At 64.0% G+C, this 24,445-nt stretch carries 27 protein-coding genes; all 27 read right to left on the bottom strand.

The window, feature by feature from the left end; all coding sequences use genetic code 11:
• Positions 1 to 4: 4 nt before the first annotated feature.
• Positions 5 to 187, bottom strand: a complete 183-nt coding sequence (locus AB4851_RS20845; RefSeq protein WP_414451299.1) for a hypothetical protein — start codon at positions 185 to 187, stop codon at positions 5 to 7.
• The gene (locus AB4851_RS20840; protein ID WP_414451298.1) at positions 165 to 539 is read right to left on the bottom strand and encodes a hypothetical protein; all 375 of its coding nucleotides are present in this window, start codon (positions 537 to 539) and stop codon (positions 165 to 167) included. Before AB4851_RS20840 ends, AB4851_RS20845 begins: the two co-directional genes overlap by 23 nt.
• A gap of 144 nt (positions 540 to 683) precedes the next feature.
• A complete protein-coding gene (locus AB4851_RS20835; RefSeq protein WP_414451297.1) occupies positions 684 to 1,394 on the bottom strand; it encodes a hypothetical protein in 711 nt (236 codons plus the stop codon).
• Positions 1,395 to 1,677: 283 nt separating this feature from the next.
• The gene (locus tag AB4851_RS20830; RefSeq protein WP_414451296.1) at positions 1,678 to 5,790 is read right to left on the bottom strand and encodes a DUF1983 domain-containing protein; all 4,113 of its coding nucleotides are present in this window, start codon (positions 5,788 to 5,790) and stop codon (positions 1,678 to 1,680) included.
• A gap of 7 nt (positions 5,791 to 5,797) precedes the next feature.
• Positions 5,798 to 6,394: a tail assembly protein gene (locus AB4851_RS20825; RefSeq protein ID WP_414440449.1), complete on the bottom strand. Its 597-nt coding sequence runs from the start codon at positions 6,392 to 6,394 to the stop codon at positions 5,798 to 5,800.
• On the bottom strand, positions 6,391 to 7,119 hold the full coding sequence (locus AB4851_RS20820; RefSeq protein ID WP_414451295.1) for a C40 family peptidase: 729 nt from the start codon (positions 7,117 to 7,119) through the stop codon (positions 6,391 to 6,393). Before AB4851_RS20820 ends, AB4851_RS20825 begins: the two co-directional genes overlap by 4 nt.
• A 3-nt stretch (positions 7,120 to 7,122) precedes the next feature.
• Positions 7,123 to 7,812, bottom strand: a complete 690-nt coding sequence (locus AB4851_RS20815) for a phage minor tail protein L (protein WP_414451294.1) — start codon at positions 7,810 to 7,812, stop codon at positions 7,123 to 7,125.
• A gap of 12 nt (positions 7,813 to 7,824) precedes the next feature.
• Complete coding sequence (locus AB4851_RS20810) at positions 7,825 to 8,913, bottom strand: hypothetical protein (RefSeq protein WP_414451293.1); 1,089 nt, start codon at positions 8,911 to 8,913, stop codon at positions 7,825 to 7,827.
• 3 nt (positions 8,914 to 8,916) lie between these two features.
• Positions 8,917 to 9,252 carry a phage tail protein gene (locus AB4851_RS20805; RefSeq protein ID WP_414451292.1) on the bottom strand — a complete coding sequence of 112 codons (336 nt, stop codon included), beginning with the start codon at positions 9,250 to 9,252 and terminating at the stop codon, positions 8,917 to 8,919.
• 42 nt (positions 9,253 to 9,294) lie between these two features.
• Positions 9,295 to 13,389 (bottom strand): tape measure protein, encoded by a 4,095-nt coding sequence (locus AB4851_RS20800; protein WP_414451291.1) that lies wholly within the window; start codon positions 13,387 to 13,389, stop codon positions 9,295 to 9,297.
• Positions 13,390 to 13,398: 9 nt separating this feature from the next.
• Positions 13,399 to 13,716 carry a DUF4035 domain-containing protein gene (locus AB4851_RS20795; RefSeq protein WP_414440455.1) on the bottom strand — a complete coding sequence of 106 codons (318 nt, stop codon included), beginning with the start codon at positions 13,714 to 13,716 and terminating at the stop codon, positions 13,399 to 13,401.
• 2 nt (positions 13,717 to 13,718) lie between these two features.
• A complete protein-coding gene (locus AB4851_RS20790; protein WP_414451290.1) occupies positions 13,719 to 14,168 on the bottom strand; it encodes a phage tail assembly chaperone in 450 nt (149 codons plus the stop codon).
• Between the two features lie 51 nt (positions 14,169 to 14,219).
• A complete protein-coding gene (locus AB4851_RS20785) occupies positions 14,220 to 14,684 on the bottom strand; it encodes a phage tail protein (protein ID WP_414440457.1) in 465 nt (154 codons plus the stop codon).
• 61 nt (positions 14,685 to 14,745) lie between these two features.
• Entirely contained in the window at positions 14,746 to 15,093 is a 348-nt protein-coding gene (locus tag AB4851_RS20780) for a hypothetical protein (protein WP_414451289.1), read from the bottom strand.
• The gene (locus tag AB4851_RS20775; protein WP_414440459.1) at positions 15,090 to 15,509 is read right to left on the bottom strand and encodes an HK97-gp10 family putative phage morphogenesis protein; all 420 of its coding nucleotides are present in this window, start codon (positions 15,507 to 15,509) and stop codon (positions 15,090 to 15,092) included. Before AB4851_RS20775 ends, AB4851_RS20780 begins: the two co-directional genes overlap by 4 nt.
• On the bottom strand, positions 15,481 to 15,828 hold the full coding sequence (locus tag AB4851_RS20770) for a phage head closure protein (protein ID WP_414440460.1): 348 nt from the start codon (positions 15,826 to 15,828) through the stop codon (positions 15,481 to 15,483). The genes AB4851_RS20775 and AB4851_RS20770 overlap by 29 nt, the downstream gene beginning before the upstream one ends.
• Before the next feature lie 2 nt (positions 15,829 to 15,830).
• The gene (locus tag AB4851_RS20765; RefSeq protein ID WP_414451288.1) at positions 15,831 to 16,205 is read right to left on the bottom strand and encodes a head-tail connector protein; all 375 of its coding nucleotides are present in this window, start codon (positions 16,203 to 16,205) and stop codon (positions 15,831 to 15,833) included.
• Between the two features lie 132 nt (positions 16,206 to 16,337).
• A complete protein-coding gene (locus tag AB4851_RS20760) occupies positions 16,338 to 17,555 on the bottom strand; it encodes a phage major capsid protein (RefSeq protein ID WP_414451287.1) in 1,218 nt (405 codons plus the stop codon).
• Positions 17,556 to 17,571: 16 nt separating this feature from the next.
• Positions 17,572 to 18,237: an HK97 family phage prohead protease gene (locus tag AB4851_RS20755; protein WP_414451286.1), complete on the bottom strand. Its 666-nt coding sequence runs from the start codon at positions 18,235 to 18,237 to the stop codon at positions 17,572 to 17,574.
• A complete protein-coding gene (locus AB4851_RS20750) occupies positions 18,227 to 19,432 on the bottom strand; it encodes a phage portal protein (RefSeq protein WP_414451285.1) in 1,206 nt (401 codons plus the stop codon). Before AB4851_RS20750 ends, AB4851_RS20755 begins: the two co-directional genes overlap by 11 nt.
• On the bottom strand, positions 19,432 to 19,725 hold the full coding sequence (locus AB4851_RS20745) for a hypothetical protein (RefSeq protein ID WP_414451284.1): 294 nt from the start codon (positions 19,723 to 19,725) through the stop codon (positions 19,432 to 19,434). Before AB4851_RS20745 ends, AB4851_RS20750 begins: the two co-directional genes overlap by 1 nt.
• The gene (locus AB4851_RS20740; protein ID WP_414451903.1) at positions 19,725 to 21,377 is read right to left on the bottom strand and encodes a terminase large subunit; all 1,653 of its coding nucleotides are present in this window, start codon (positions 21,375 to 21,377) and stop codon (positions 19,725 to 19,727) included. Before AB4851_RS20740 ends, AB4851_RS20745 begins: the two co-directional genes overlap by 1 nt.
• 44 nt (positions 21,378 to 21,421) lie before the next feature.
• Positions 21,422 to 21,925 (bottom strand): hypothetical protein, encoded by a 504-nt coding sequence (locus AB4851_RS20735; protein ID WP_414451283.1) that lies wholly within the window; start codon positions 21,923 to 21,925, stop codon positions 21,422 to 21,424.
• A 161-nt stretch (positions 21,926 to 22,086) separates the two neighbouring features.
• The gene (locus tag AB4851_RS20730) at positions 22,087 to 22,518 is read right to left on the bottom strand and encodes an HNH endonuclease (RefSeq protein ID WP_414440467.1); all 432 of its coding nucleotides are present in this window, start codon (positions 22,516 to 22,518) and stop codon (positions 22,087 to 22,089) included.
• A complete protein-coding gene (locus AB4851_RS20725; RefSeq protein ID WP_414451282.1) occupies positions 22,518 to 22,724 on the bottom strand; it encodes a hypothetical protein in 207 nt (68 codons plus the stop codon). Before AB4851_RS20725 ends, AB4851_RS20730 begins: the two co-directional genes overlap by 1 nt.
• Before the next feature lie 216 nt (positions 22,725 to 22,940).
• Entirely contained in the window at positions 22,941 to 23,354 is a 414-nt protein-coding gene (locus AB4851_RS20720) for a hypothetical protein (RefSeq protein WP_414451281.1), read from the bottom strand.
• A 14-nt stretch (positions 23,355 to 23,368) separates the two neighbouring features.
• A complete protein-coding gene (locus AB4851_RS20715) occupies positions 23,369 to 24,418 on the bottom strand; it encodes a helix-turn-helix domain-containing protein (RefSeq protein WP_414451280.1) in 1,050 nt (349 codons plus the stop codon).
• Positions 24,419 to 24,445: the final 27 nt, after the last annotated feature.

Genomic DNA, 24,445 nt, shown 5'->3' with positions numbered 1-24,445 from the left:
TTCGTTATTGCGCCTCCAGCGCCGCGGCCACCTGCTCGCTGTCGAGCCAGGCGACGACATCCGCAGGAAACACGGTGCCGGCCGCGCGCAACGCCGCGAGCGCGCTGGCGACGGCCGACAATTTCTGATCGACCGTCAGCACCACCGGCGCGGCCGGCACCGGACTAGCTTTGTGCAGCAGCTTCATTTGCTTTCACCTCCACGTTGAAGTTCTTGTCGAGACAGGGAAACGCGCGCACCGTCACCGAGTACGTTCCCGCGTTTTCGAATTCCAGCTCGCAGTCAACGTCGGCGCACTGGTACACCTCGCCATCGACCACGATCTCGCACGGCACCGGCAGGCTGCCGAGCACCAGGCCATCCAGCACCGCCGGGTTGCCCGGGCGCACGGCGATCTCGCCGGCCGCTGTCACATAATCGCTATCGGCCGAGCCGGCACCGAACACAGTCCGGCCGCCGAGCAGCACCGGATCGAGCGCCGTGCTGTCGGCCGGAACAGATCCCGACACCACGATCCGGCCCTGCGCATCGGCGATCACGTACTTGCGCAGTTCGCCCGGCGCTGCAGCGACCGGTGCGCTCGGCGCGCTCGGTACACTGGGCGCGGTCGCGATCGGCGTAAGCTCCTCGGCGACTGCGTCGCCCGCCCCAACATTTTTATTCTCCAAAGACATAAAATTCCCTCACATATTGGACACATCGAGCACGAGATAGTCGTACGCAAGATGGCTGATTGGGGGATCAACATTTTGCTGCCGACTGAAAGTCGCGGAGGCTGGATTCTCTTGCCGCCATGCAACACTTACCCCCGGGAAAGAAACCGCAGCTGCCAGCAGGCTTTGAATCGTTGTCGCGTTCGGAGGTTGTCCGCCCACGAGCGTGTTAATCACCTGATAACGCAGTTGCCCCTGCACAACCGCGGGCACCCCAGAATAGCCGCGAGTGAATCCCCCCTCTATCGGATCACTGCCCGGCGCACCGGCACCAGTGATGGCGTCAATTACGCGCATATAGCTGGTCCTGGAGTCGAAAGCAATTGCGCCAGATCCATCTCTCACGCGGAGACCGTAGGTTCCGGAGAGCGTGGCAAGGCTCGGATCGTCGAAGACCCAGTACCACACCAGCACCCCTGAACCTTGGCAGTGAAAGTAGTACGTGATCGTGCCGCCGCTCACCGTTGAGTAGCGCAAGTAGCTTTTCCCGCTCGACCGGAAGGCAATGACCGGCCCCACCCCCGCAGAGATCGTGACCGTCGCGTAATACCAGCCAACGTCACCGACTGGAGAGCCGCCTGATGTAGCAATCCCCTTCGTTCGAAGACCAAGATTTTTGTACGTGCTATCGATCTGGATGAACCCCGATGAATTGACCACCTTTAATCCGAAATCGGCCATCAATACACTCCGAACAAAACACGCACGGAACGCTTTGGATATGTGGATGCTTCAAAACTCCACGAAATCACATTCCCGTTTTTAATTACTGTCGGGGCGACGGTCGAACTGATAGGGTCACTATCCCGTACGTGAATCCAAGGATCGCCCGTCGAAAACATCGGGACAGCGAACGATCCATTCGTCGTGCCGGTATCGATCTGCCCACCGAACCGCGTTATCCGATCACTGATTTCGAGCACAACATTTCCGCCTGCATCGAAAAGCCGCAGCCCGTATGTCGTCACGACAACCTCCCGAGCTGCACACGATTAACGCCGCTCGTGTCGAACACGTAGTAGCCATCGCTGGTCAACGTCGCGCGCCCGCCACCATTCGTCCCGTTCATCTCGAACGTGCCTCCCCTATCGATTCGCCACCCTTGCCGACCGGCCACATAGTTATCCGACTCGATGTAATTCCCGACCATCGCAGTGGTCAACCAGCCCGCATCAATAAATGCCTGCGAGATAAAGACCTGGCCGTTTTTGATTACGAACGGCGTGCCGAGCACATCGGTGCTGGAGTCGATAACCGCAAACATCGAAGCGTCGACTAGCACCCGGGATTCGATCGTCTCGCCGTCGCCAGACACGCCGGTTGTAATCCCGGCCATGACCGTGTGACCACCCGCGGTTACCTGAGTTTTGATCTGGTGCGAAGCCGACACCTGACCGTCAAGTGTCGTGACCGACTGCGAAACCTCCTGCACCGACGCGTTCGTGCTGCCGATCCGCGATTGCACGTCCGAGATCTGACGCGCCGTCGCCGACGCCTGATCGGCGATCGCCTGCGTGTTCTGCTGCACGGTGCCGCGCATGTCGCCGACCTGGCCCTGCACCGTCGTGATCTGCTGGCCAAGCGCCGACACCGCGTCAGCGCGCGCCGTCGTCTCCGCCGTGATCGCCGCTGCGTTGTCCTTCACGGACGCCGCGACGATGTCGACGCGCTGCCCGAGCGCACCGTCCGCGTTGACGCGCGCGGTTTGCTCCGACGTTAAAAGCGCCGACGCTTTACCCACCGCTGCCGAGACCGTATCGACGCGTCGACCAACAGCCGAAACCGCATCGGCCATCGCATCGCGCTCGGTATACACGCCGACCAGCCTCGACGCGTCGCCAGCCAGGCCCACCGCATCGCCGGCCAGCGCCGGCGACCACTTCGCCTCGACGCCGTCCACACGCTTCGCCGTCGCAGCATCAGCGCTGGCCCGCGCAGTAGCCTCGGCCGTGATCGCCGCAGCGTTGTCGCCGGCCGCGACCTTCAACACGTCGATGCGCTGCCCAAGAGCACCATCCGCATTGACGCGTGCGGTTTGCTCCGACGTCAAAAAGGCCGACGTCTTGCCGACCGTCGCCGTTACCGCATCGACACGCCGGCCGACTGCCGAAACAGCATCGGCCATTGCATCACGCTCGGTATACACGCCGACCAGCTTCGAATCGTCACCAGCGAGGCCAGAGGCATCGCCGGCAAGCGCCGGCGACCACTTCGCCTCGATGGTTTCGACACGTCGAGCCGTCGCCGCGTCAGCCGCTACACGCGCCTCGGCCTCCTCCTGAATGGCAGCCGCAGCATCACCAGCAGCAGCCGACACCATATCGATCCGTCGGCCCAGCGACTCATCAGCGGACTGCCGAGCTTCGCTCTCCGCCGACACCGCGGCGCCGCGTTCCCGTGCCTCCTCAGCCAGCGCGTCGGCGCTTTCCCGCAACCCAGCAATACGCGCATCTGCCTCGCTCTTCAGCGCGTCGGTGCGGTTCCTCACCTCGTCCACGATCTCCGCCGCGGCATCGCTCGCCTGCTTAGCGATATCCGGAATCTGCTCGATCGGTGCGAGCAGTTCCTTGGCCAGCGAATCCTTATCGATCAGACCGCGGATGTACTCGAGGATTGGCCCCGCATCAGATCCGGACTTGCCCATGACGCCATCGTTTTCCGGAAACCACGCGCCAACGTTGCCAGACCGATCAACCAGGCGCACCCAGAAAAAGAACTGCACGCCAGCCGCGAGGCCGGGCATGGTGTACGCGTTTTGCGGATACGGGAAATCTCCGAGCCGCTGCGCGCGCGTCCGATCATTGACCTCGCTGTACCAAACCTCGGTGCGCTGCGTGTCCTCGGCGCCGTTCGGGAAGCCCCATTCGATACCGATGCCGAACAGCTTTTCCACCGTGCGCAGGAACGTCACCACCGGCGGCGGTGTGGTCTTTCCCTGCAGTTGCGTGGCCACGCTCACGGCGGGCAGCGACGGTAGGTTGAGTGCGTTGTAGGCGATCACACGCGCGACGTACTGTCCCGCGTAAATCCCCTCCACCTCGATGCTGCCCGCGCCCGTCCGGCCGGCGAGAATCCAGTCGCCGTTATCGCGACGCCACCACACCTCGTAACGCACCGCGCCCTGCACCGCGTCCCAGGCAACGACCATCGAGGTGACTGCGATGCCCTGATCAATGCGTGAATACGAGGACAAACGAACGTTGCTCGGCGGCGGCTGCACCGATGGCGGCGTAACCGTAATTGGCCGGGCCTCGATTGTCGTGCCGAAATCGACGTTGTCGAATTTCCCCGGCTCGTGCTGCACCGCCGTGATATCGAACTGAAACGTCTTTTCGTCGCGACGCTCGGCCACCGAAACAATCCGATAGGTCGGGATAGCCAGATCGTCCGCGTCGACCGCCCACACCGCCTCGGCGACCGGCGAAATCGTCCAGTCTGCCGACACCGTCACCGCCCGCCCGACCACGGCGGACACGATGCGCGCCTCATTGCGGCCGCTCGGCAGGTTCACGATCAGCGTGTCGCCGCGCTTCACGGCCGGATCACGATCCACCGTGATCGTCCGCCCATCAACCGCATGAATACGGCCGCTGATTGGCCGCCCAGCCAGCGCCGAATCCGCGATGCGCACGATCTGGCCAGGCCGCGCGAACACGCCGTCGAGGCCGACCGAGAACGCCACCTCCTGAGTTTCTAGCTTCGACGTCAGCAGCGCGTGCTTGCCGACGCGGATAGCCTGGCCGCGCGACGTGCAACCGATCGCGGTCAGCTCCGTGGTGCGCACGCCATACCGCAGCTTGCCCTGCCTATCTTCGACCGGCTCGACCACCTGCTGAAAGTGATTCGACGGATCGCACCACGAAACCAGCGCCACGGTGTAGCGTGTTTTCCGGCTGGTGCCTTGCCGCACGAATTTCCCGCCGATCACGTTGCCGGCCGTGTACGTGTAAACCGGGTCGGCAGGCATGTCCGCCACCGCCCAAATCTGCGACTGCGCCCAGTAGGTCATGCCACGGAACACGCTGGCCAGATCGTTCAATACCTTCGTCGCATCGCCGCGCGTCTGCAAATACAGGTTGCAAGTCATGCGCGGCTCTTGTCCGCCAAGCCCGTCGGGCACCAGTTCGTCGCAGTACTGGCCGATGCGATACAGCTCGTATCGGTCGAGCTGCGACGGGTTGATGCGATGCCCCATGCCGTAACGCGGATGCAGCGCCAGATCGTAGAAAACCCAGGCCGGGTTATTCGTGTACGCGACCTTGAACGTTCCATCCCAAGCGCCGACATTGCTGCGCGACACCGGATCGTAATTCGACGGCACGCGAACGCGGCGGCCTCGCATCCGATACGAGCGCGTCGGAATTCGATTGAACTGCGACGCGTCGATCGAAATTCCGGCGAGCGCCGAATTTGGATATCGGAGCTTCGCGTCGATCACTTCAGTCACGGATTCGATCGTCATCGTGTCGGCCACCGTCGCGCTGTTGGCGTTCGGCGTTAGCCGCACGACCCGCAACACCCAGCCGGCACGCGCCGGCGGCAGGTTGATGCGGTGCGTCCGCTCGTATTTCGACGACACCTTGAAATCGAAGGCCGAGACGAGCATCACCTGATATGCCCCGCCATCGGTTGCGACCTCGATCCTGTAGTCGACGCGATAGCCGCCCACGTTACCTGTCGACGTATCCGCCTTCTGCCATTGCTGCGTCGAGATCCGGATGCGCAGCGCCGACAGATCAAGGTTTGTCACTGCACGCACGTAGGGCGCGTCACCTTTCAGCTCGACGCTAACGCCGATGTCGTTATCGACCTCCGGAAAACCCGCGATGTAAGTCTGGTCCTGCGAACCAGGCCGGAATTCCACCGTCGCGCCCGTGAAGTTGAACGAGCCGTCGGAATTCTGCAGAGGCGTCCCATCGAAGAAAACCGATTGCAGCCCGTTGACCGGCCCCTCGATCTCTCCCTCGGAGAGAATATCGAGCACGCGCGCATAGGAGATCGATCGCGCCGAATCCGGGGCCTCTACCGGGCCGCTGCTGCCGCCGCCGCTTTTTTTGTACCCAACGATATCGCTCATATTTCCCCTACATCTGATCTTCCGCATAGATGCCGGCCGACGCTACCGCCGATCCGATCTCCAGTTCGCCATAGAGCAACGGCACCGGGCCGCCCTGCGCCGTCGTGTTGACCGGACCATTGAACACCGCGCTCGGCGTGTTCTCCGGTGCATCCTTCGTCGACAATCCCTCCGGCGACGGAGCGAGCAACTGAGCCATCCCGCCGGCAGCCATCGCGATACCGGTCCCCAGAAAGAAGCCCGATGCCCCGGCCCAAAGCGCGACGTTCAGGCCCGGAATGAACGAAGCCGCGATCATTGCGGCGCCGATCAGGATCTGGAACAGGCCGCCGGATTTAGCCCCCTGAAGCACCGGGGCAATGCGAATATCGTCGCCGCCGGCAGGCTGGCCCAGCTGCTCTAGCGCGAGGTGACGCTTGCCGACCAGCACCGCGTAGCCGACGCCGCGGTCGCGGCTCGACACCAGGTCGCGCTCGAAGCCCGGCACCATCATGCAAAGCGCCCGGACAGCGTCGGCCGCGCTGCTCACGACGTAGCGATGCACGCGGCCGAAGCGCGTGCCGAGCGCGCCGTACAGACGAATGGTTCGAACTCGCTCGCTCATCGCACGTACCTCACAACGAGGCGCGTGATTTCGCGCCAATAACCGCCATACGGATCGCGACTCGACAGACGCCCATACAGGTGATGCAGCATCGTCCCGTCGCCCAGATAAACGCCGGCGTGATTCGGCACGTCCGCACGCACCTGCATCAAAATGACGTCGCCGCGCTGCAGCTCGGCCTCCTGTGCGACTGGCTCGAAACCGGCGTCGCGATAGTGCTGCATGTACAGATCGCCGCCTTGCCACCACCACTCGTCGCGCCGCGCGAAATCGCGCAGCACGACGCCCTGCTCGGTACGCCACCAGTCACGGACAAGCGTGTAGCAGTCGAGCACGCCGTGCGCGAACGATCGGCCGACGAGCGGAACCTGAAAGCCGCATGGCTCGATCGTGACCAGGTCGCCGACCACCACCGCGCCGCTATCGTCGCGCCGCACCTCGACGATGTGCCACGCGATGCCCGACGCCTCGCAGGCAGCCTGATCGGCCTCGGATGCGGCAGCCGGCGCGTCCGGATGCGAATGCACCACCGCCACCACCGCGCCGCGATCCTCGGCGTCTGCGAATTCCTGCGCCGGCAGCACGAAGTGATCACCACCGGTCGCGGCATTGCTGCATTCGACGTACTGCTCGCGGCCGCGCGCGACCACCACCAGCCCGCAACACTCGAGCGGATACGCACGAATCGCGTGAGCGCGAATCGCGTTGAGAGTTTTCGTTTCCATGGATCAGGTGCGGACCAGGCCCGCTGCTGGAAAGCCGCCATACGGCAGCTCATTGTTCTCGCCGAAGCGGCGCTTGCAGGAACGCACCCGCAAGCCGCATCGGTCCTTTTCGGCATCGGCGGTCGGCACATCGTTCTCGTCGGCGCACGGCCCGCCCGTGTAGCCGCACTCGGCCGACCGGTATTCCCAGCCGCACATGCCGGCGATGATCTGCCGGCGGGGCAACTGCTCGCTCTGAAAATCCAGCGGCGACGACAGCTCGAACTCGACGTACTCGTTATCCTCGTGCGACTTCCGCTCGATCTCCCAAAGCTCTGGCGGGAATTCCTCGCCTGGGTCAGCGCTCGGATTTCCGTCGGGAAAATTCGCCGCGTCGAGATACGTCACGAGCGTGCGCCGGCGCGTGACGATCGCTCCGACCATGTCGTCGAGCGCAACACACAAGGCCGAGATCGATCCGTCCAGGTTCCCCACCTGCAGCGTGGGCTGGGCCTGCGTGCCGGAACCCGATACCTCGAAGCCCTTCGCCTCAAGCGGCCAACCGGTGTAATCGACGCCGCGCCACGTTATCGGCTCGACCTGCCGGTGGCCGTGAAAGTAGGCGATGTCACCGCCGATCTCCGTCGCATTCAACTCGTACAGCAACACTTCCGCGCCTGGCTGCAGCAGCTGCGCATCCGCAATCACTCCCATCGAATCCCCCGTTTAGAACGCGAGCCCGCTTCCCAGAATTGCGAGCTGGCATCGACCGTCCGAATTCTTGCCGGCATAGAGGCGAATCTCGTAGACGCGCCCGGGGGCCAACCCGTCGGCCGCGATCGGGATCGAAAGAGCATGCGCCCAGAAAGAGCCCATCTCCGCAGCCGAAAACTGCTGAGACCAATCTAGGCCAGTCACCTGGCCGCCGCTCGTGGTATCGATCAGCCGCAGCGACATATCGATCACCGGCACCGCACCGCTCAACCACGCAGGGCGGACCAACGCGGTGAGCATCATCGCGCCGGCACCGCCGGCCGGCTGCGTGTAGCTGAATCCGAAGATCTGCGTGCGCTTGGTAGAGTCGCCGCCGGTGTTCACGATCGCGTCGCTTTCTGCGTACCCGACACCGATGCGCTTAATTGTCGATTTGTCGAGCTTCCCGGCCGGGTTGAAGTTGCCATCGTGATAGACCGTATGGCCGCTCACCCGAAACGACTTGTCCGCGAAGACAAACTGGAAACTGCCCGCATCACCAGCCCAGTACCCGACGCTGTCCTGCTGGGCGTAGAAGTATCCGTTGACGGCCCCGACACGGATGCGCCCCTCGGCCGCCGCTTGAGCAACACGCACCTCACCGTCGAGCAACGCGGCGCCCCGCACGTTAAGGTCGCCCGACACCACCTCATTCCAGCCGTTCCGACCACGCTGCACGACGTGCCAGATTTTGTCGCCATCGGCCACATAAACCGCCCAGTCTCCCGTCTGCAACTGGCCGATATCCACCTGATCAGCGCCGGCGCCGGAAACAGTCACTGCGCTGCGCAGGTTCCAGAGGAGGATCGTCGCGTCAGATCCGGCTTGACCCGCGAGCGGCAGCCATACGGTCTTGCCTGTCGCTTCGACCATGAGCGTCACACGCTTTCCCACGTCAGCCAATGCCAACTGCGTGTTGTCGGTCACGTATCCCATCGGGCCGGGCAGCAAGCGCGCGAGCGCCGTGAAATTTCGATTCGTTTTGTCGCTCGCGCCCCGATAGCTATCGCCACCGGTGCCCGCATTGTCGGAACCGAGATTGATTTGCTCAAAAGTCGACATAGTTCACGGAGAAAAAGTTTGTTCGAACGTGGCCGTAATCGTGAAGACGGTCGCGGTGTTGAAAACCCGGCTCATCGCCTTGCACACATACAGCCCCTGCTCCCCACCAGGCGGAGTGAAGAAAAACGCACGCGCGCCGCGATGCTTGCGCAGAAATTCGCGGATCGGCATCACCACGTCACGACGGCCGCGAAACGTGAGCTGCCACGAATCCGACTCGTTATTGATCCCGTCCTCAACGCGCTGCGTAAAGCCGTCGCCGAACTTCGCCTCGCGCACCGACCACGTCGTATCGCCTTGGCCGCCGAGCGCCGGCGACCAGGAAAAAGTCTCTGTCATGCGAGCGCCCATGAAAAAGGCCCGCACGCGGCGGGCCGAAAATTAACGCTGGTACTGCATTTTCCAAAGTAGGCCACCTGGCCGAAGCTGCTCGGTCAGGAAGGCTTTCATCATCGACTGGATCATCGACTGCAACTGCGCGGCGAGGCCGTCGTTTGCCGCACCACCCGAGCCGGCCCCGTTCTGCACCGTGACCGGAGCCGAGATCGACAGCGCGAGGCCGCCGGCCGCGCCGGCAGCGCCACCACCCCCAACGAACCCGCCCGAGGCGAAGCGAGCGAAACCGCTCGATACCGCCGCCCCCATGCCTTGCCCGTTGATGCGCTCGAGCAGGCCTCGCACGCCGGGCCGCTGCACCGCCGCCGCACGAACCACGAACTCGCCGTCGGACAGCTTCGCGTCGATGCTGTCGCTCGTCGCCGTGCCTGCACCGCGCACGATCCCGCCGCTCGCTCGCGCGATCGTGAAACCGTACGTGTTCTGACCGACGCCGTAATTGCCGGCCACCGAGGCGCCGCCCATCAGCGCGCTGGAACTGATCGCCGACGCGCCTAGGCCAAGCGCCGTGCTCAGCCAGCTCGCGCCCTGCGAGATCGCCGCGCGCGCCTCGTAGCGCGCGAGATCCGCGAGCATGCTGGTGATCAGCGATTTGAAGTCGAGCTTACCGGTCGTCACGAACGATTCGAGCGCATCCTCCGACCTCTTGAACAGGTTCGTGAATGCATCCTCGGCATACTGCGCCGCGCTTGTCGCCGACTCCTGATAGAGCGCCATCGCACGCGACGCACCGACGCGCCAATCGGACTGCAGCGCCAGGCGCTGCGCCAGATAGCCGCGCTCCCGCTCGACCTGATCCTGCTCGGCCGCGTTCAGCTTGGCGATCTCGCCCGTGTATTCCGGCGTGTTCAGCGTGCCGTCCTTACGGGCGCCCTTCGTAAGCTCGTCGCGCCGGCGGCGGAATTCGTCGCTGACGCGGCTGATCGACGTGTTCAGATCGCGCGCATTGTCACCCTGCGACAGCGCGTCAAGCGAGCGCTGCACCTCGCGCGCACGCTCGCTCGAATAATCCGCGACCTCAGCGTCGAGCTGCGCGCTGCGCTCCTTCAGCTTGTTGATCGCCTCGCGCTGGCGAACCTCATGCTCCAGATTCGCCGCCGTCGTGTACGCGGCCCGGATCGCGTCGGCGCTTTGCAGCGTGCTCTTGTCGGCGGCCGTCAGCGCCGTGCGCTTGCTGCGCAGATCGGTGATCTTCTGATCGAACGCCAGCAGATCCTTTTCCGACTGCGTCAGCTTGTCGGACGCCACCGCCTCGACCTTGAGCTGCGCGATGCGCTGCTGGATGTTCTCCAGCGTGCGATCGCCCTCGGGCGTCGTGACCGCCCGCGCATGCGTCTTTTTAGGGTTTTCCGCGGCGTTCGCCGCCACCTTCGCCGACTGATCGGCCGCTTCCTTCAGCGTGTCGTCGTAGGCTTTCTTGCCGCGCACCGCGGCGGCCGCGACGGCCGCATCAGCCGTGAAGCCATATTTGTCGTATTTCTTGCTGTTGATCGCGGCCTGAAATTCCGACAGCGCCGCGGCCACGACCATCTGCTGATTCATGAGCGCCAGCTCACGCGTCAGGTTGTCGATGTTCGTGCGTGCGCCCGAGGCGGCCTTGCCGTCCTTGTCCTCGATTGCCTTCTCAAGCTTTTTGTACGACTCGGCCCGGCCCGCGAGCAGCCCGACCTGCTTGGCCTGCGCGTCGTTCGCGCCCTTCGAGCGCGCCTCGTACTCAGCCTTGGCCTGGGCAGACAGCCCGACGACGTCGGATTCCTCCTTGATCTTCGTGATGTACTTTTCCCAGGCCTCGACCGCCATGCCCTTCGCGAAGAAATTATTCGCGTCGGTCAGCAGCTTGATCCCGTCGGCCGCGTTGCCCGCAGCCGCGCTCATTGCATCGAATGCCTGGGCGCTTTTCTGCGACGCAAGCGCCGCGGTATCGATCGAGCCGGCCGCCCGGACCATTTCCTCGCGCAGATCGCTGCTGCTACCCGTCGCACCGACAAACGCTGCAATCAGGCCGCTGATCTGCTGCGACTTAGCGTCGACGCCCATGTCGGCGGACTTGATACGATCCAGCCCCGCGAGAAACTGATCCAGCGCCTTCTGGTCGCTGTCGGACACCAGCGGAATCGAGCCGTCGTACGCAACCGGCGTAACGGCCTGGGAAGCGCGCATTGCCAAGCCGCGATACCCGGAATCCACACTGGCCACCGCGTCCTGTTGCGAGTGCTTCGCGCGCATACGCTCCGCCTCTTGCAGCAGAGGCGTGAGCTGCCGGTACTTGCCGATGATCTCGTCGATCGGCGCTTTCATGTCGATGATGCTCGACGTAGCGCTTGCCGCGTTGTCGCGGAACACCAGCCAGTTGACGGCCGCACCGAGCGCCACCGTGGCCACCGTCGCCAGGATGCCTGGCAAGCCACCGAACACGCCGAGCAACCCGGTGCCGATCGAGCGCGCCATCGTGCCGGCGCTGGCGAATGCGACCTGCGACGCGGCCGCCGCCTCGGTCGCCGCAGCCAACCGCGCCGTCGACGCGGCAGCCGCCGTATCGGCGCGCGCGCGCGCCTGCTCGGCAAGCGTCACGTCGCGCTCGGCCGCCGCCAGCGCCTTGTCTGCCGCCGCCAGCGAAACCGTGTACTGCTGCCGGTCGATCTGCCCCTTGTTGAGCGCGGCTTCCAGCGCCACGCGGCGCTGCTGCGCCAGCGACAGCGCCGCCTCCGATCGTTCCAGCTCGGCCTGCGCCGCAACCGTCTCGCGCGCGATGACAGCCGCGTACGGCGTGCCGATGATGCGCGCGCCGATCTCCTGGCTGTTCGACAGGTTGCCGCGCGCGGTGGCCACCTGCGCTGCCGCCGCCGCTTCGATCGCCCGGGCCTCGGCGATCTTCGCCTGGGTGTACTCGATCGACCCAGACGTCAAAGCGGTTTGCAGCGCGAGGCTTTCGCGCATCGCCCGCAACCCGGCCAGCTCCGCCGCCGTGGCCGCTTCAGTCGCCTGCGCGCGCTGCAGCGCCATCGCGGCCGCCTCCGCGTCGGCCGTGGCCTTCTGCAACGCAGCAGCAGCGGAATCGCGCTGCTGCACGGTCTCTGCCGCCAGCGCCGCGCGTGAGGCAATCCACGCCTTCGCCGCGGTCGCGGCCGCCACCGACGTCTGCACGAAATACACGCCGAGCCGGCCGGCCGCCAGCGAAGCCGACACGGACACGATCGCCGACAGATTGTCGGCGACGTACAGAATCGCCGACGACAGCTTGCCGCTCGCGCCGGTCGCCTCGTTCGCATGACCGACGTAGGCCAGCACCTCGGTCTGCAGCCGTGTCATCGACTGGCCTACCGTAATGTCCTGCTTCCCGAACAGCGCGTCCGTGCTGTTTGCCGCGTTATTCAGCGCGTCGACCAGGTTCGTGACCGTCAGCTTGCCTTCCTCGGCCATCGCTTTCAGGCGAGCCGACGACGTCCCCATACCGCGCGCGATCGCGTCCGCGACCGCGGGCAGTTCCTCGAGCACGCTGTTCAAATCCTGACCACGCAGCTGGCCTGACGCGAACGCTTGGCCGAGCTGCACAATGCCCTGCCGCGCAGTGTCGGCCGACACGCCAGACAGCGCGACGGCCTTGCTGATCGTCTGCACCAGAGGCCCGACCTGCCGAATGGTCAGGCCGAGATTCTGCGTGTTGTTCGCGATCCGCTGATACAGCTCGGCCGTCGCGTCGAGCGGCTGCCGCGTCTCGCGCGCGATATCCAGCACGGCCTGCTGCGCGACGGCAAAATCCGCCTGATCACGCGTGACGATCTTGAGCCGGTTGCTCAGGTTCGTCCATTCGTCCGCATACTCGATCAGCTGGTGCACGCTGAATGCGGCCGCGGCCGCGCCGGCGAATTCGCGCACGGCGCCGCTCGCGCCCTCCAGCGCGCGCACCGTGACCTGCACGCTTGCGGCGTTCGCCACAAGCGCGTCGTCGACTGTCCGCGCGCCCGCAACCACCGCACCGAAATACGAACCCGACGACGACACCATCGCACGCATGCGCGCATCGAACGCCGACGTGTTCGCCGTCACGGCGACGACTAATTCCCGCAGACTGGTTGCCATATTTTCCGCCTACTTCGCCATACTTAGGAGTACGGATTTAAACGAACCGCCGCCCTCCATATCCCCCGCCTCGCCCTCGCTCTCGTCCTCGGCTTCGCCAACATCGACGGCCGGTTCGCCGCTCCAGTTCGGCAGCATATCGGACAGCTTCACCTTGCCGCCCTGCGCCTGGAAAGCCGACGACGCCATCATCGCCGCAAGGAAATCGCCTCGATCGTCCGAGATCGGCGATTCCGAGTCGAACCACTGCCAGAGGCTGAATTCTTCGGCTGTCATCTGCGCGCGCAGCTCGGCCAACGTGCGGCCGAGCCGGAGCGCGAGCGCCATTTCTAGGCGGAGGGTTGGGTTTCGGCGGGCACGTTTTTTCCGTCTTCGATCGGATCGACGTTCAGCTTGCCGATCTCGATCGCCTTCGCGACGACGCGCTCGTGAATCGGCCCGAACGTTGCGGCCACGTCGCCGACGTCGATATCCGAGAGCAGCCGCTTGCCACGGCCGTCTTCGTCACGGTAGAACGCGACGCGCACGAACAAACGAGCGTGCGATTTGACGTGTTCGGCTTCCGGCACCGAGAGAAACTTGCGAGTCCGCGTATCGACGTCGTCCTCGGGCTGGACATCAGCCAGCGCAGTCAGCTCGCCCAGCCAGAAATCCTTATCGTCTTTCGACGGCGAGCGGACCGTTATCGGGCCGCCCCATTCGGGCACGTCCATCACTTCGACGGGCCAGCCGACGAGCGGATCGAGGATTGCAGCGCGCAGCGCCGCGGCGGTCGCCATTGCGATCGGGGTTGTCATGATGATTTCCTGGTGAATGGTGGGTGACGTCGATTAGCCCGCGGCCGGCGTCGTGACGATCTTCGAACCGCCGCTCAGCCGCAGGCTGTACGTCGACGACACGACGCCGTTGACGGCCGCCTGCCATTGGTACTGACGCACCATGCCGACCACGAGGAACTTCGTCGAATCCTCGTCGGCGAACGACACGCGGATCACGTACTTCGCCTTGCTCGTGTGCGCTGCGAGCAGCACCGCCTGGCCAGCGTCGCTCGGCTTGTAGTTGCCCTCGATCGACAGCTCGCCCGGATCGCCGAGGCCGAGCTCGAATTCCTTCTCGTCACTGGCGAACGTAGTCGTGTCGATTTCGTCGGACTGGCCGCCCTGAAACGAAACCTGCTTGCCCGACGTGCTCAGGTCGACGAACACCAGCCCTTGGGCGTCGAGATCCTCGCTCGGCAAGCTCGAGATTTCGAGCTTCAGCCCCTGCGACTTGATGCGCTTGCTTTTACCGGCCATAGATCCTCCAAATAAAAATGCCCGCGCGAAGCGGGCGAAAATTCAACACGAAACAGCGGCGTCAGAACTGCACGCCAAATTCCAGACTGACGCGGAACGTCTTGTCGACGCTCGAATAGTCGTCGGGCAGATCCGTCACGGCGCCGAGCGAAAACTGCGCCGTCGCCGCTCCCATCAAATCGCAAGCCTGATCGGCCATCGAATCGGCCGCCGCGTACGTTGCGGCGTAGAAATCCACCTGGTACGAACCAGACCGACCACCAGTCAAACCGCCGAGCGCCATCTCGCGGTCGCCGCTCACGAGGCTTACGACGAAATACGGCGCCGCCGTCCCTGCCGGAGCAAGGCCGATGAAACCCTTGCCGCCGGCCAGGCCGGCCAGCACATCGCGAATAACGACCGTGCTCAACCGAAGCCCCCTGTAATTTTGTCGATCGCGCGCGCGATCTCGGTACGAACCGCCGACTCGGCCTCGCCGATGCCCTGGTCGAATGCAGGCCGGATGAACGGCTCGGCTCGGCTATAGCGCGTGCCGAGTTCGACGAAACGCCAATAGAACGCATTCGTGGGCGAATCGGCACCGCCCTTCGTGCTCACGCGCACGCCCGCGACCGCCAAACCCGGAGCATCCTTCTGCTTCAGCGCTGCCGCCTTGATGTTCTTGCGCAGCTTCCCGGTCTCTTTCGGAGCACGCTTTCGAGCGCCGGCCGCGAGCACCTTCGCACCGGCCACCGTCGCCTTGCGCAGCACTGCGCGCGTCTGCGACTTGGCCAGCTTCTGCAAATCTTTCTGCAGGTCACTGAGGCCGATCACCTGCACCGACATAGCTTTCTCCTGTCTTGACGGACAGATCGACGTGGCCAGCGCCGCGATTCGGCAGCACGGCAACGATGTCGAAAATCTGCCCGAGGTAACGCACGCGCATCGTGGCGTCGATATCCGATCGATACCGAATGCGCACGCTGGCCACCGCCGACGAACGCGTCGCGCCCGACACAACATGCTTCACGCCGTTGATGAATTCGACATTCGCCCACACGCGCGCATGCAGCACCCACGAATCCGGCAATGCCTCGCCATTCTCATTGGTAGCGCCGCCGGCGCGCTCGATATCGACCCGCTCGGTAAGTTTTCCGGCTTTCATGGTCACACCGTGTAAAAGCGGTCGCCTTCAACCAGCCACGCGACCGCAGCGGGCAACGCGCCGACTGTCGGCTCGCGATTGGCGTACCACTCGCCGATCAGCAGCAGCATCGCCTGGTCGTGCGCCTCGGTCATCACCAGGCCGGAGCCGTCGGCGGCTGCCTCGAGCGCGGCGGCCGTCTCGTACAGCTTTCGCTTCAGATAGCCTTCGAGGCCGATGCGGGCCGACGCGATGTAACCCTGCAGCAGCACATCCTCATCAGCCGATTCAACCCGACACTGCAATTTCGCGCGGGCGAGATCAATCACGACCACCTCCCTTGACCAATCGCGCCGGCACGCGCGGAGCGCCCGGCGCCGGCCGAGCCACCGCAGCATTCATCCGCGGGCGCGGCAGCCGTCCGCGCGGGTCTCGCGCATCGGGCATGCTCAGCGCGCGGTTTGCATATCGCTTGTCCACGACTCCCCCGAATCGTTGCAGGCGGCCGGTCTCCCGGCCGCCCGATTGGCTTAGGCGCCGCCGCCAGCAGCGGCGGCCGCGTCGATCTTCATCAGCTTCAGCGCATTGCTGTCGAGAACACCACCGCCAACACGCTTCGTCGTATAGAACTGCACGAACGGCTTGTTGGTATACGGATCGCGCAACACGCGCACGCCGACGCGGTCGACGATCTGATAGCCGCGCTTCCAGTCGCCGAAGGCGATCGGGACCGCGCCGGCCGCGACGTCAGGCATATCGTCGTTCTCGACCGCGGCATAGCCGAGCAACTGATCCGGCTCACCCGCCTGCAGGCTCGGCTGCCAGATATAGTCGCCTTGCTCATTCTTCAGCTTGCGGACCGCCGAAACCGTGAGGCCGTTGAGCATCCACGACCCGTTTTTGCGATAGCCCTTCTTCGTCGCGTACACCAGATCGAGCAGGCCGTCGCCGGAGATCGCAGCGGCCGCACCGGAACCGACGAATTGAAGCGTGCCGAAGTCACGCGCGTCATCGCGCTTGTTGTTGCTGGGGTATGCCAGAAAGCCCTTCGGCTTTTTGACCCCGTCGCCCGCCGTGTACGCCGCATTTTCCTTGTCCGTGAATTCCTGAACGACTTCGGACGAAACCCAGGCCTCGACGTCGAAGAACAGATCGTCGAGCGCGCGCTGGGTTGCGTTCGGGTTCGCGTAGATTTCACCGAAGTACGACGAGATCATTGCCAGCTTCGAGTTGGCCGTCGTCGGCCGCTCGTCGGTCTCGCCCACCCAGCCCGAGCCACTGCCGCCGAGATTGACGAGCTTCTTGTAGTCGTCGGTGCTGATCGTGATCTGACTCGCCACCCCGCGCATCGGCGTCTCGCGCTGCAGCAGCTGCAGGATCGACTGATCGAACGCCTGCGGCACGGCAATACCACCGTCGGCATCCGAGCCGGTGTTCACGGATTTCGCGCGCAGCTCGTCTTCGTTCGCGCCCTTGCGCACGAAGCCAATGAAGGCCGACTTGTATTCCGGATCGTCGGTTTCCGGATGGCCCGGCATTTCCAGACGGCCCGACTTCGTTTCCACAGCTTTCAGCGCCGACTTCAGCTCGTCGAGCGTCGTATTGATGTTGGCGAGCTTCGCTTCGTAGTCGGCGCCGCTGCCACCCTTCTCGAGGTTGCCGATGCGGGCGTCGTTCTGCTTTTTGAATTCTTCCCACGCGACGCCCTGCTCCTGAACGAGCCGCTTGATTTCGACCAATGCTTCCATATGCTTCCCCTATGAATTAAACGAGCGCCTTACCGCGCGCCACGATCGCCGACTTCAGATCGGCCAGCCCACTGACCTCGACGCGATCGCCGAGCGCCCCATACCCTTTCGCGAGCAGGCCGGAGGCCTGGCTCGCACTGAATCCCATGTCGCGCAGCAGCAGCTCGAGCGACCGCTGATCCGGCACGCTGCCGGCCGCGAGCGCGCTTTTGACGGTCTGCACGCGCGCCTCGTCGTTGGCGGGGAACGTCACCGGCGACACCTCCCACAAATCCAGCTCGCTCAGCAAAAACACGCCCTTCCCGCTGTCGTACGACCAGCCGCCGTCGGCCAACTGATAGCCGATCGACAGGCCCGAGATCGAACCCGCCTTCATGTGCGCGTATGCGCGCCGCGCTGTCGGATCGTCGTCGATCAGCAACTGACCAGCGACGTACAGGCCGCGCTGATCCTCGTGCATCGCGGTATAGATTCCGATCGGCTCGTCCGACTTGTGCTGCCAAAGCATCGCGGGCAGCCGGCCCTTCGCGGCCCAGTTCGCGAGCGATTTCGTGAACGCGCCCGGCTGCACAACGTCGCCATACGAATCGACGACGCCGAACACCGAGCCGTATCCCTCGAACTCGCCCGTATCCTTGACGGCCTTGATCTGGAAGCCGACATCCATTCGTTTAACTGCCATTGCCTTTTTCCTTTCCAGAACCGCCGTTGACCGCCATGTTTACCGGCGTGAGATACACGTCGCCGCCTTCCCGCGGGTTGAGATCCTCGAGCGCGCGGATTTCGTTCGAGCTCAGCGCACCGCACTGCTGCATGCGCATGTAGAAATTCGACCGCGTCTGCATGTCCGCTCGCATCAACGCATTGAGGTTGAAGTGCGCGTAATACTCGGCCTGGTCTTTCGGCGACAGCAGCGAGGCCGCATAGCGCTGCTCGATCTTCACCACGTACGGCACCATGCAATCGATCACGAAATCGAGACTCTGCTGCTCGATGTTCGTGAACGTCGCGCGCTCCAGGTCGCCGATCTTGTGCGGCGGCACGCGGTACAGCCCGCAGATCTCGGAGCGCTGCATCTTTCGCCCCTCCAACCACTGCACATCAGCGGGGCTCATCGCAACGGGCTGGAATTTCAGCCCGGCCTCGAGGATCGCGACCTTCCACGCGTTTTCGTCGCCGCTGTAGGTCCGCTCCCAGTCAGCGCGAATGCGCTTGTAGGCGTCATCCTTCAAAGAGCCGTCTGTCGACAGCACCCCGGAAATTCGCGTGCCTTGCTTGAACCAACGCGCGCCCTGGCGCTCGGCCGCGATGCCTAGGCCGATCGTCTCGCGGTTGTACTGAATGGGGTTGATACCGGTGAGCCCATCGCGTGCAAACAACCGAATATGCAAAACCTCGGACGCACCGAGCGTGCGCGTCGCCCCCGACGGAAATGTCACCTGATAAGTCACGTTCCAGCCCGCATCGAGCTTCGGCGTAACGCACGCTGGATTGAGCGGCAACAGCTCACGCAGCTCGTCGCGAACGACGTTTTTCCACGCGTAGAAATTGCCGTGCTGAGCGAGCGTCAGGCCCACCAGCTCGTTCCACTCGGCCGACGTCATGAACTCGTTCGCCGCCACGCGGATAATCCGGTCGACCGGATGGTCCGATGCGCTGCTCCGCGTCTCGCCGACGCGGCGCTTCAGCGAGCAAGGCAGCATGCCGAGCGACTCGGAGATGACGCGCACGCACGAGAACACCGTCGAGAACCGCATCGCCGTCTCGGCCGAAACGTTCACGCCGGTCAGCGACTCGTACGACAAGCCGATCATGTCGGCGAGCGCCTGCGACGAATCGATGACGCCCGGCGCGGCGCTCTTGGCGAGGAATCCCATCAGGCCTCCCCGCTCTCGCGCGCAGGCGCCGCCGTCAGCACATCGAAGTCGATCCCGGGGCCGAGCACGAGAATGCGCACGCGCCGCGGAAACGCCGCGAGAAACTGACGCTCCAACGCCTGCCGCATTTCCTCGGCCGGATGCGCCACGCAGCGCACCACGACGATGTCACCGTCGGCCACGTCGAGCGCGCCGTCGTCGCCGATCGGCTGACGCTGGATCAGCCGCACCGGATTGCGTGCGCGCGACAACGCCTCCAGCGCGCGCCGGATACGAAAGAGAAAATCACGCATCAAAGACTCCTGAGACCGCGCTCCGCGTACGGATCGTCCGGCGTTTCATGCAGCAGCGCGCGGCTCAGCGCGCCGCAGGTTGCGACAATCGGATCAATACGGCCGCTCGACCGCTTCTTATCCGGCTTTATGTTTTCGTTGCCGTCGATGTAAAGCGCGACGTTCTGCGCCGCCCAGCGATACACCGGGTTCCCGCCGTGACGCCATTTCTTGCCGTACACCAGGCGCTCGAGCAACTTCGCGCCCGGCGACAGGCCGGCAACGCTTTGGGGCACCTGCACCATGTTCACGCCGGCCTCGATCAGCTCGTTAGCGAGGTGCGTCGCGTTCCACACGTCGAAGCCACATTCGACGAGCTCGAATATTTCGTGCGCCTCGATCACCTTGTCGCGCACGACCTTGAAGTCGAGCACGTCGCCGTCGGTCACGGTGAGCCAGCCCTCGGCCTCCCATTTCGCGTACGGCGCCATATCGCTTTTCGACTGGCTATCGACCTTGGCTCGCGGCACGAAGCAATAGACCAGAACGAACCATTCGTCATCCTCATCAATTGGAGGAAAAGTCAACACGAACGCGGTAAGGTCGGTCGTGCTCGCAAGGTCGAGGCTGCCGAAGCAACGCCGGCCGCGCAGCTGCCGCTCGTTGAATTTCTCGCCGCCGCGATCCCACACGTTCACGTCGAACCAAGTCAGCGCCGAGCTAACCCAGACATTCAAATCCTTCGTGAAGAAATTCGCCTTCGCGCTCGGCAGATCCTTCGCTTTCGTCGCCTGGGCGACCATGTAATCGCGGGTCTTCGCGCTCCCGAGGCTCGGGTTCGACTTAACCCACACGTCAGGATTGAACGGATCGTCGCCGACGTCGAGCGTGAAAATGAACCCGAAGAACGCATCGTCGACCTTCAACCCACGCAGCACCGCGACCAGATACCCGCGGATCTCGGTACAGATCCCGTCGAGGATGTAGCCGGCCGTCGTAATCGCCAGCAACAACGGCTGCAACCGCGAGCCGAACGCCGATTCCATGACGTCCCACACCTCGCGCGTCGGATGCGCGTGCAGCTCGTCGACGACACAAACCGACGGGTTCAAGCCATCGAGCGATTCCGCGTTCGCCGGCAGCGGCTTGAACACGCCGCTGCCTAGCGCGATGCGCTCCTGATTCGCTCCGTCGTAAATCTTCACGACCTTGGCGAATTTCTTCGACTTGCGATGCCGGCGCTTGTAGTTGTCGAGCGCCGGTTTAAAAACGCTCATCGCCTGCTCACGCGTCGTCGCGATCGTGTACACCTCGGGGCCGATCTCCCGATCCATCAGGAACAGGTAGTCGGCCAGCCCTGCCTTCCACGTCGATTTACCGTTCTTTCGGGCTACCTCCTCGTAACCAACGCGAAAGCGGCGCAGGCCCGACCCGGCCCGGCGCCATCCGATCAGCACTGCGGTAAAGAACCGCTGCCACGGATCGAGCGTCAAGCACTGGCCGGCCAGGGCGCCCTTGATATGCAGGAACGACGATTCGATATAGCGGATGCAATGCCACGCGTGCGCGGCACTGAACACCAGGCCGCGGGCCGGGCCGTCGACGAGATCCTCGTAGTGCCGGAGCACGCCGAGAAACACAAACTCGCCGACCACCACCTCGCCGCGCAGCACCGGCAACCCGTACTCGACGTCCCACAGCTCGGGCGCGGCCGGTGCTAGACGTTCAAGGCGCTCGGGTGAGACTGAGCGTGTCCCGTCAGTTGATCGAACAAATCGTCCTGCGGGTTTTCGTCCTGCATCTTCGACTTCGCGATCAGCATCGACGGCAGTGTCAAACACGCTTCGGGAAGACACTTGAGCAGCCCCTCCTTCAGAGACTTCGCCGCGTAGTACAGCTGGTGCGGCTGAGCGTGACCGTTCGGCGTGACCGTCATGAACGAGCCATTGTTGAGCCGCTCGAAGTCGCGGAGCTGGAGCTCCACCTTGACCCAGCGGACGAAGTCGGTGCACACGATCGAGAGCACCACGCCCGCAGTCTTATGCGGCACTCCCTCGTCGCGCAGCGCCGAGCAGAGGTAGTCCCAGACCTTGCGGTGCTGGGAGTCGAAGTGGGCGCCGGGCGGCGGCTTCGGCGACTGAATTTGCTTTCCAACCGACTCGCCCTGCGCCGACGCTTCGGCCGCATCCGGCGGGCCGCTCACATCGTCAAACGAGGCCATAGAGCCCTCCCAAAGAAAAAGCCGACGAAAAAGCCACCTAGGCTTGTTTCATCGGCTCTACAAGGCGAGAGTCTTAACCCCCCCCTCTCTCAAAAATGGTCGCCATAAAATCGAAGCTGAACGTGCGGTCGAAGCCGGACAGGCCGCAGAGATTGAACCCCCTACCCCCCAGGCGTGTTCCAGCTGTCGAGCGCCCCGTCGACGGTCGAGGCCGGACGGCCGCGACGTCGCCGCGCGCGGGCACGGGCCGCCTCCTTCGCGGTCTTCGCCTTGTGGCACGCGTCGCACAACGATTCGAGGTTCGCCGGATCGTCCGTGCCACCCTCGGCACGGTTCACGATGTGGTCCACCGTCGTCGCCAATGTCACGCGATCGCGGCGCAGGCACGCCTGGCACAAACCCTTGTCGCGCTTCAGGATCTCGGCGCGCGTGCGCTCCCAGTTCGGCGCGAGGCCGCGCTCGCGTCGGTTGCCGCGCTCGCGGTCGGGCCGCCAGCCGACGGCGTCGGCCTTGTGCTCATCGCAGTAGCCGGGCGTCTCGACGAGGCGACCGCATCCGCGATGGCGGCATGGTGTCGGCGCTTTCTTCGGCATCAGAATTCGAACGACTGAATGCGAGCCGACAGAGCGCCGTCGCCGGCCTGGCGGGCAACCTGCTCGGCCGCGATCGCATTGGCGTTCGCACGGCACGCGGCTGCCAGACCGTCGATCGACGCGGACAGCGCGCTCTTGTCGGCCTCGAACTGATCGACGAGCGGCTGCGCCAGCCATAAGACGAAGCGCGCATACAGGTTCTTCATGGGTTGCCCTCGGTAGCGGCGCCGCGCGCCAATGGAAAAAGCCCGCGCGGCATATACCGGGCGGGCTGGATTTTCGTACTCGCGACCTGAAAGCAAAAAGCCCCGACGCTTGCGCTGTCGAGGCCTTTGCAGTTCTTCCTGACGTGACACGACCCGGCAAGGGCCGCGTCACTCGGTAGGAACCGGAATCAGATTGTGGAGCGGAGTGTAAGCGAGCTATTTCGATTCCGCAAGAGGCCTCTCTCCAATTCGGTCAATGACCGCCTGCATCGACACGAACACACGCGGCGGCGCCGGCGGCGTCAGCAGATCGAGCAGCGCACGCCGGGCCTTCGCAATCTCCAGCTCCAGATGCCGAGCAGGCCAGACCTTGATGCGCAGCCGACGGCAGATAAATTCCGGCTTCGCGTTCCAGAGGTACAGCATCCGCAGCAGATCCCGCTGCGCCGGATGCAGGCGCCGCACCGCCGCCTCGACCTTCGCTGCGTCCGCCACATCGATCGTTGCATTTACCGAGCGGCCGCCCACCGACGGGAAGTAGATGCTGGCGACCAGCGTGTCACGGCCACCGCCACCACCGCGCCCGGCCTCGACACGCTTCCAATTTTCCATTCGTTCATCGAACGTCATACCAACCCCGTTTGTTATTCGTAGATGCCGACGTGCTGCCGGCAGTAGCCCCGACGCGACGATCCCGCGCCGAGGATTGAAGTCGCGACGTGCGTACATCGCTGGCCGTGCTCGTCGACGTGCGAACAGATTCGATCGTCGGCGACGGGCGATGCGGTCGTCGGCTCGCCAGGCTTTCGCAGCGAACCATTGCGCCGCTTGCGTAGCTTTTCCCAATGCTTCCGAAGCTGAGCGGGATGCGTGACGATGCTGCTCCAGAAGCCATCCGCCAACGCCCAGGCCCAGAGGCTTGCGACGTGCTTCGCACTGCGCCCGTCTTCGACACGCATCGCTTCGACAGCAACGATCCATTCCGCTAGCGGCGGACGTGCAGCACCCGGGTCGCTGTCGAGCAGGCGGTCGGCCATCCACTGCGCCAACTTTTCGCCGCTCGGCTCTTGACGATCTCCCTCTCTGCTTGTACCCTCACCCCCCAGATATACCGCCGGGGGTGTATTAGAAAGAGAGGGTGTTTCGTTTACTCTGACTACTGGGTTGTTAGTCGGAACGTCGTTCAGGTAACTTTCGTAATCCCCGCTTTCACTGCCCAATTCGTAGGCACCACCGGAACTAGGTTCAGGTAAGTTGCCTGTTTTTTGAGCAGCAACCGAACCACGTTCAGGTAACTCCCCGGCATTACCGGAACCACGTTCAGGTAACTTGCCTATCTTTTGAGCAGCAACCGAACCACGTTCAGGTAACTCGCCCGGCGATCCGTCGCCGTGCTCACGCGCAGCAAGCCCCAGCTCAATGTCGTCACGCAAGCGGCGAGCAACGTCGTCGGGCCACGCGAGCCGATAGTGGCAATGCGCCCACCGCCGTTCGCGTCGTCTCGTTTTCCAGCGGATAAGCCATCCGCGGCGGATCGCGATCTCCAGGTGTGTCGCGACGGCGCGATCCGTCAGGCTCGCTTTCTGCGCGATGGTCTCCAACGCCGGCCAGCAGGTATCGTCGACCGCGCTGGCGTATTCCGCGATCACGAACAGCACGAGTTTCGTCGTGCTCGCCAAGTCGCTTTCTGTCATTGCGCGGCGCCATGTAAATGATGTTGG

This window comes from Burkholderia sp. 22PA0099, from assembly GCF_047497165.1.
In the GTDB taxonomy this organism is placed as follows: domain Bacteria; phylum Pseudomonadota; class Gammaproteobacteria; order Burkholderiales; family Burkholderiaceae; genus Burkholderia.
This window is presented reverse-complemented; position numbering and strand designations above follow the sequence as displayed.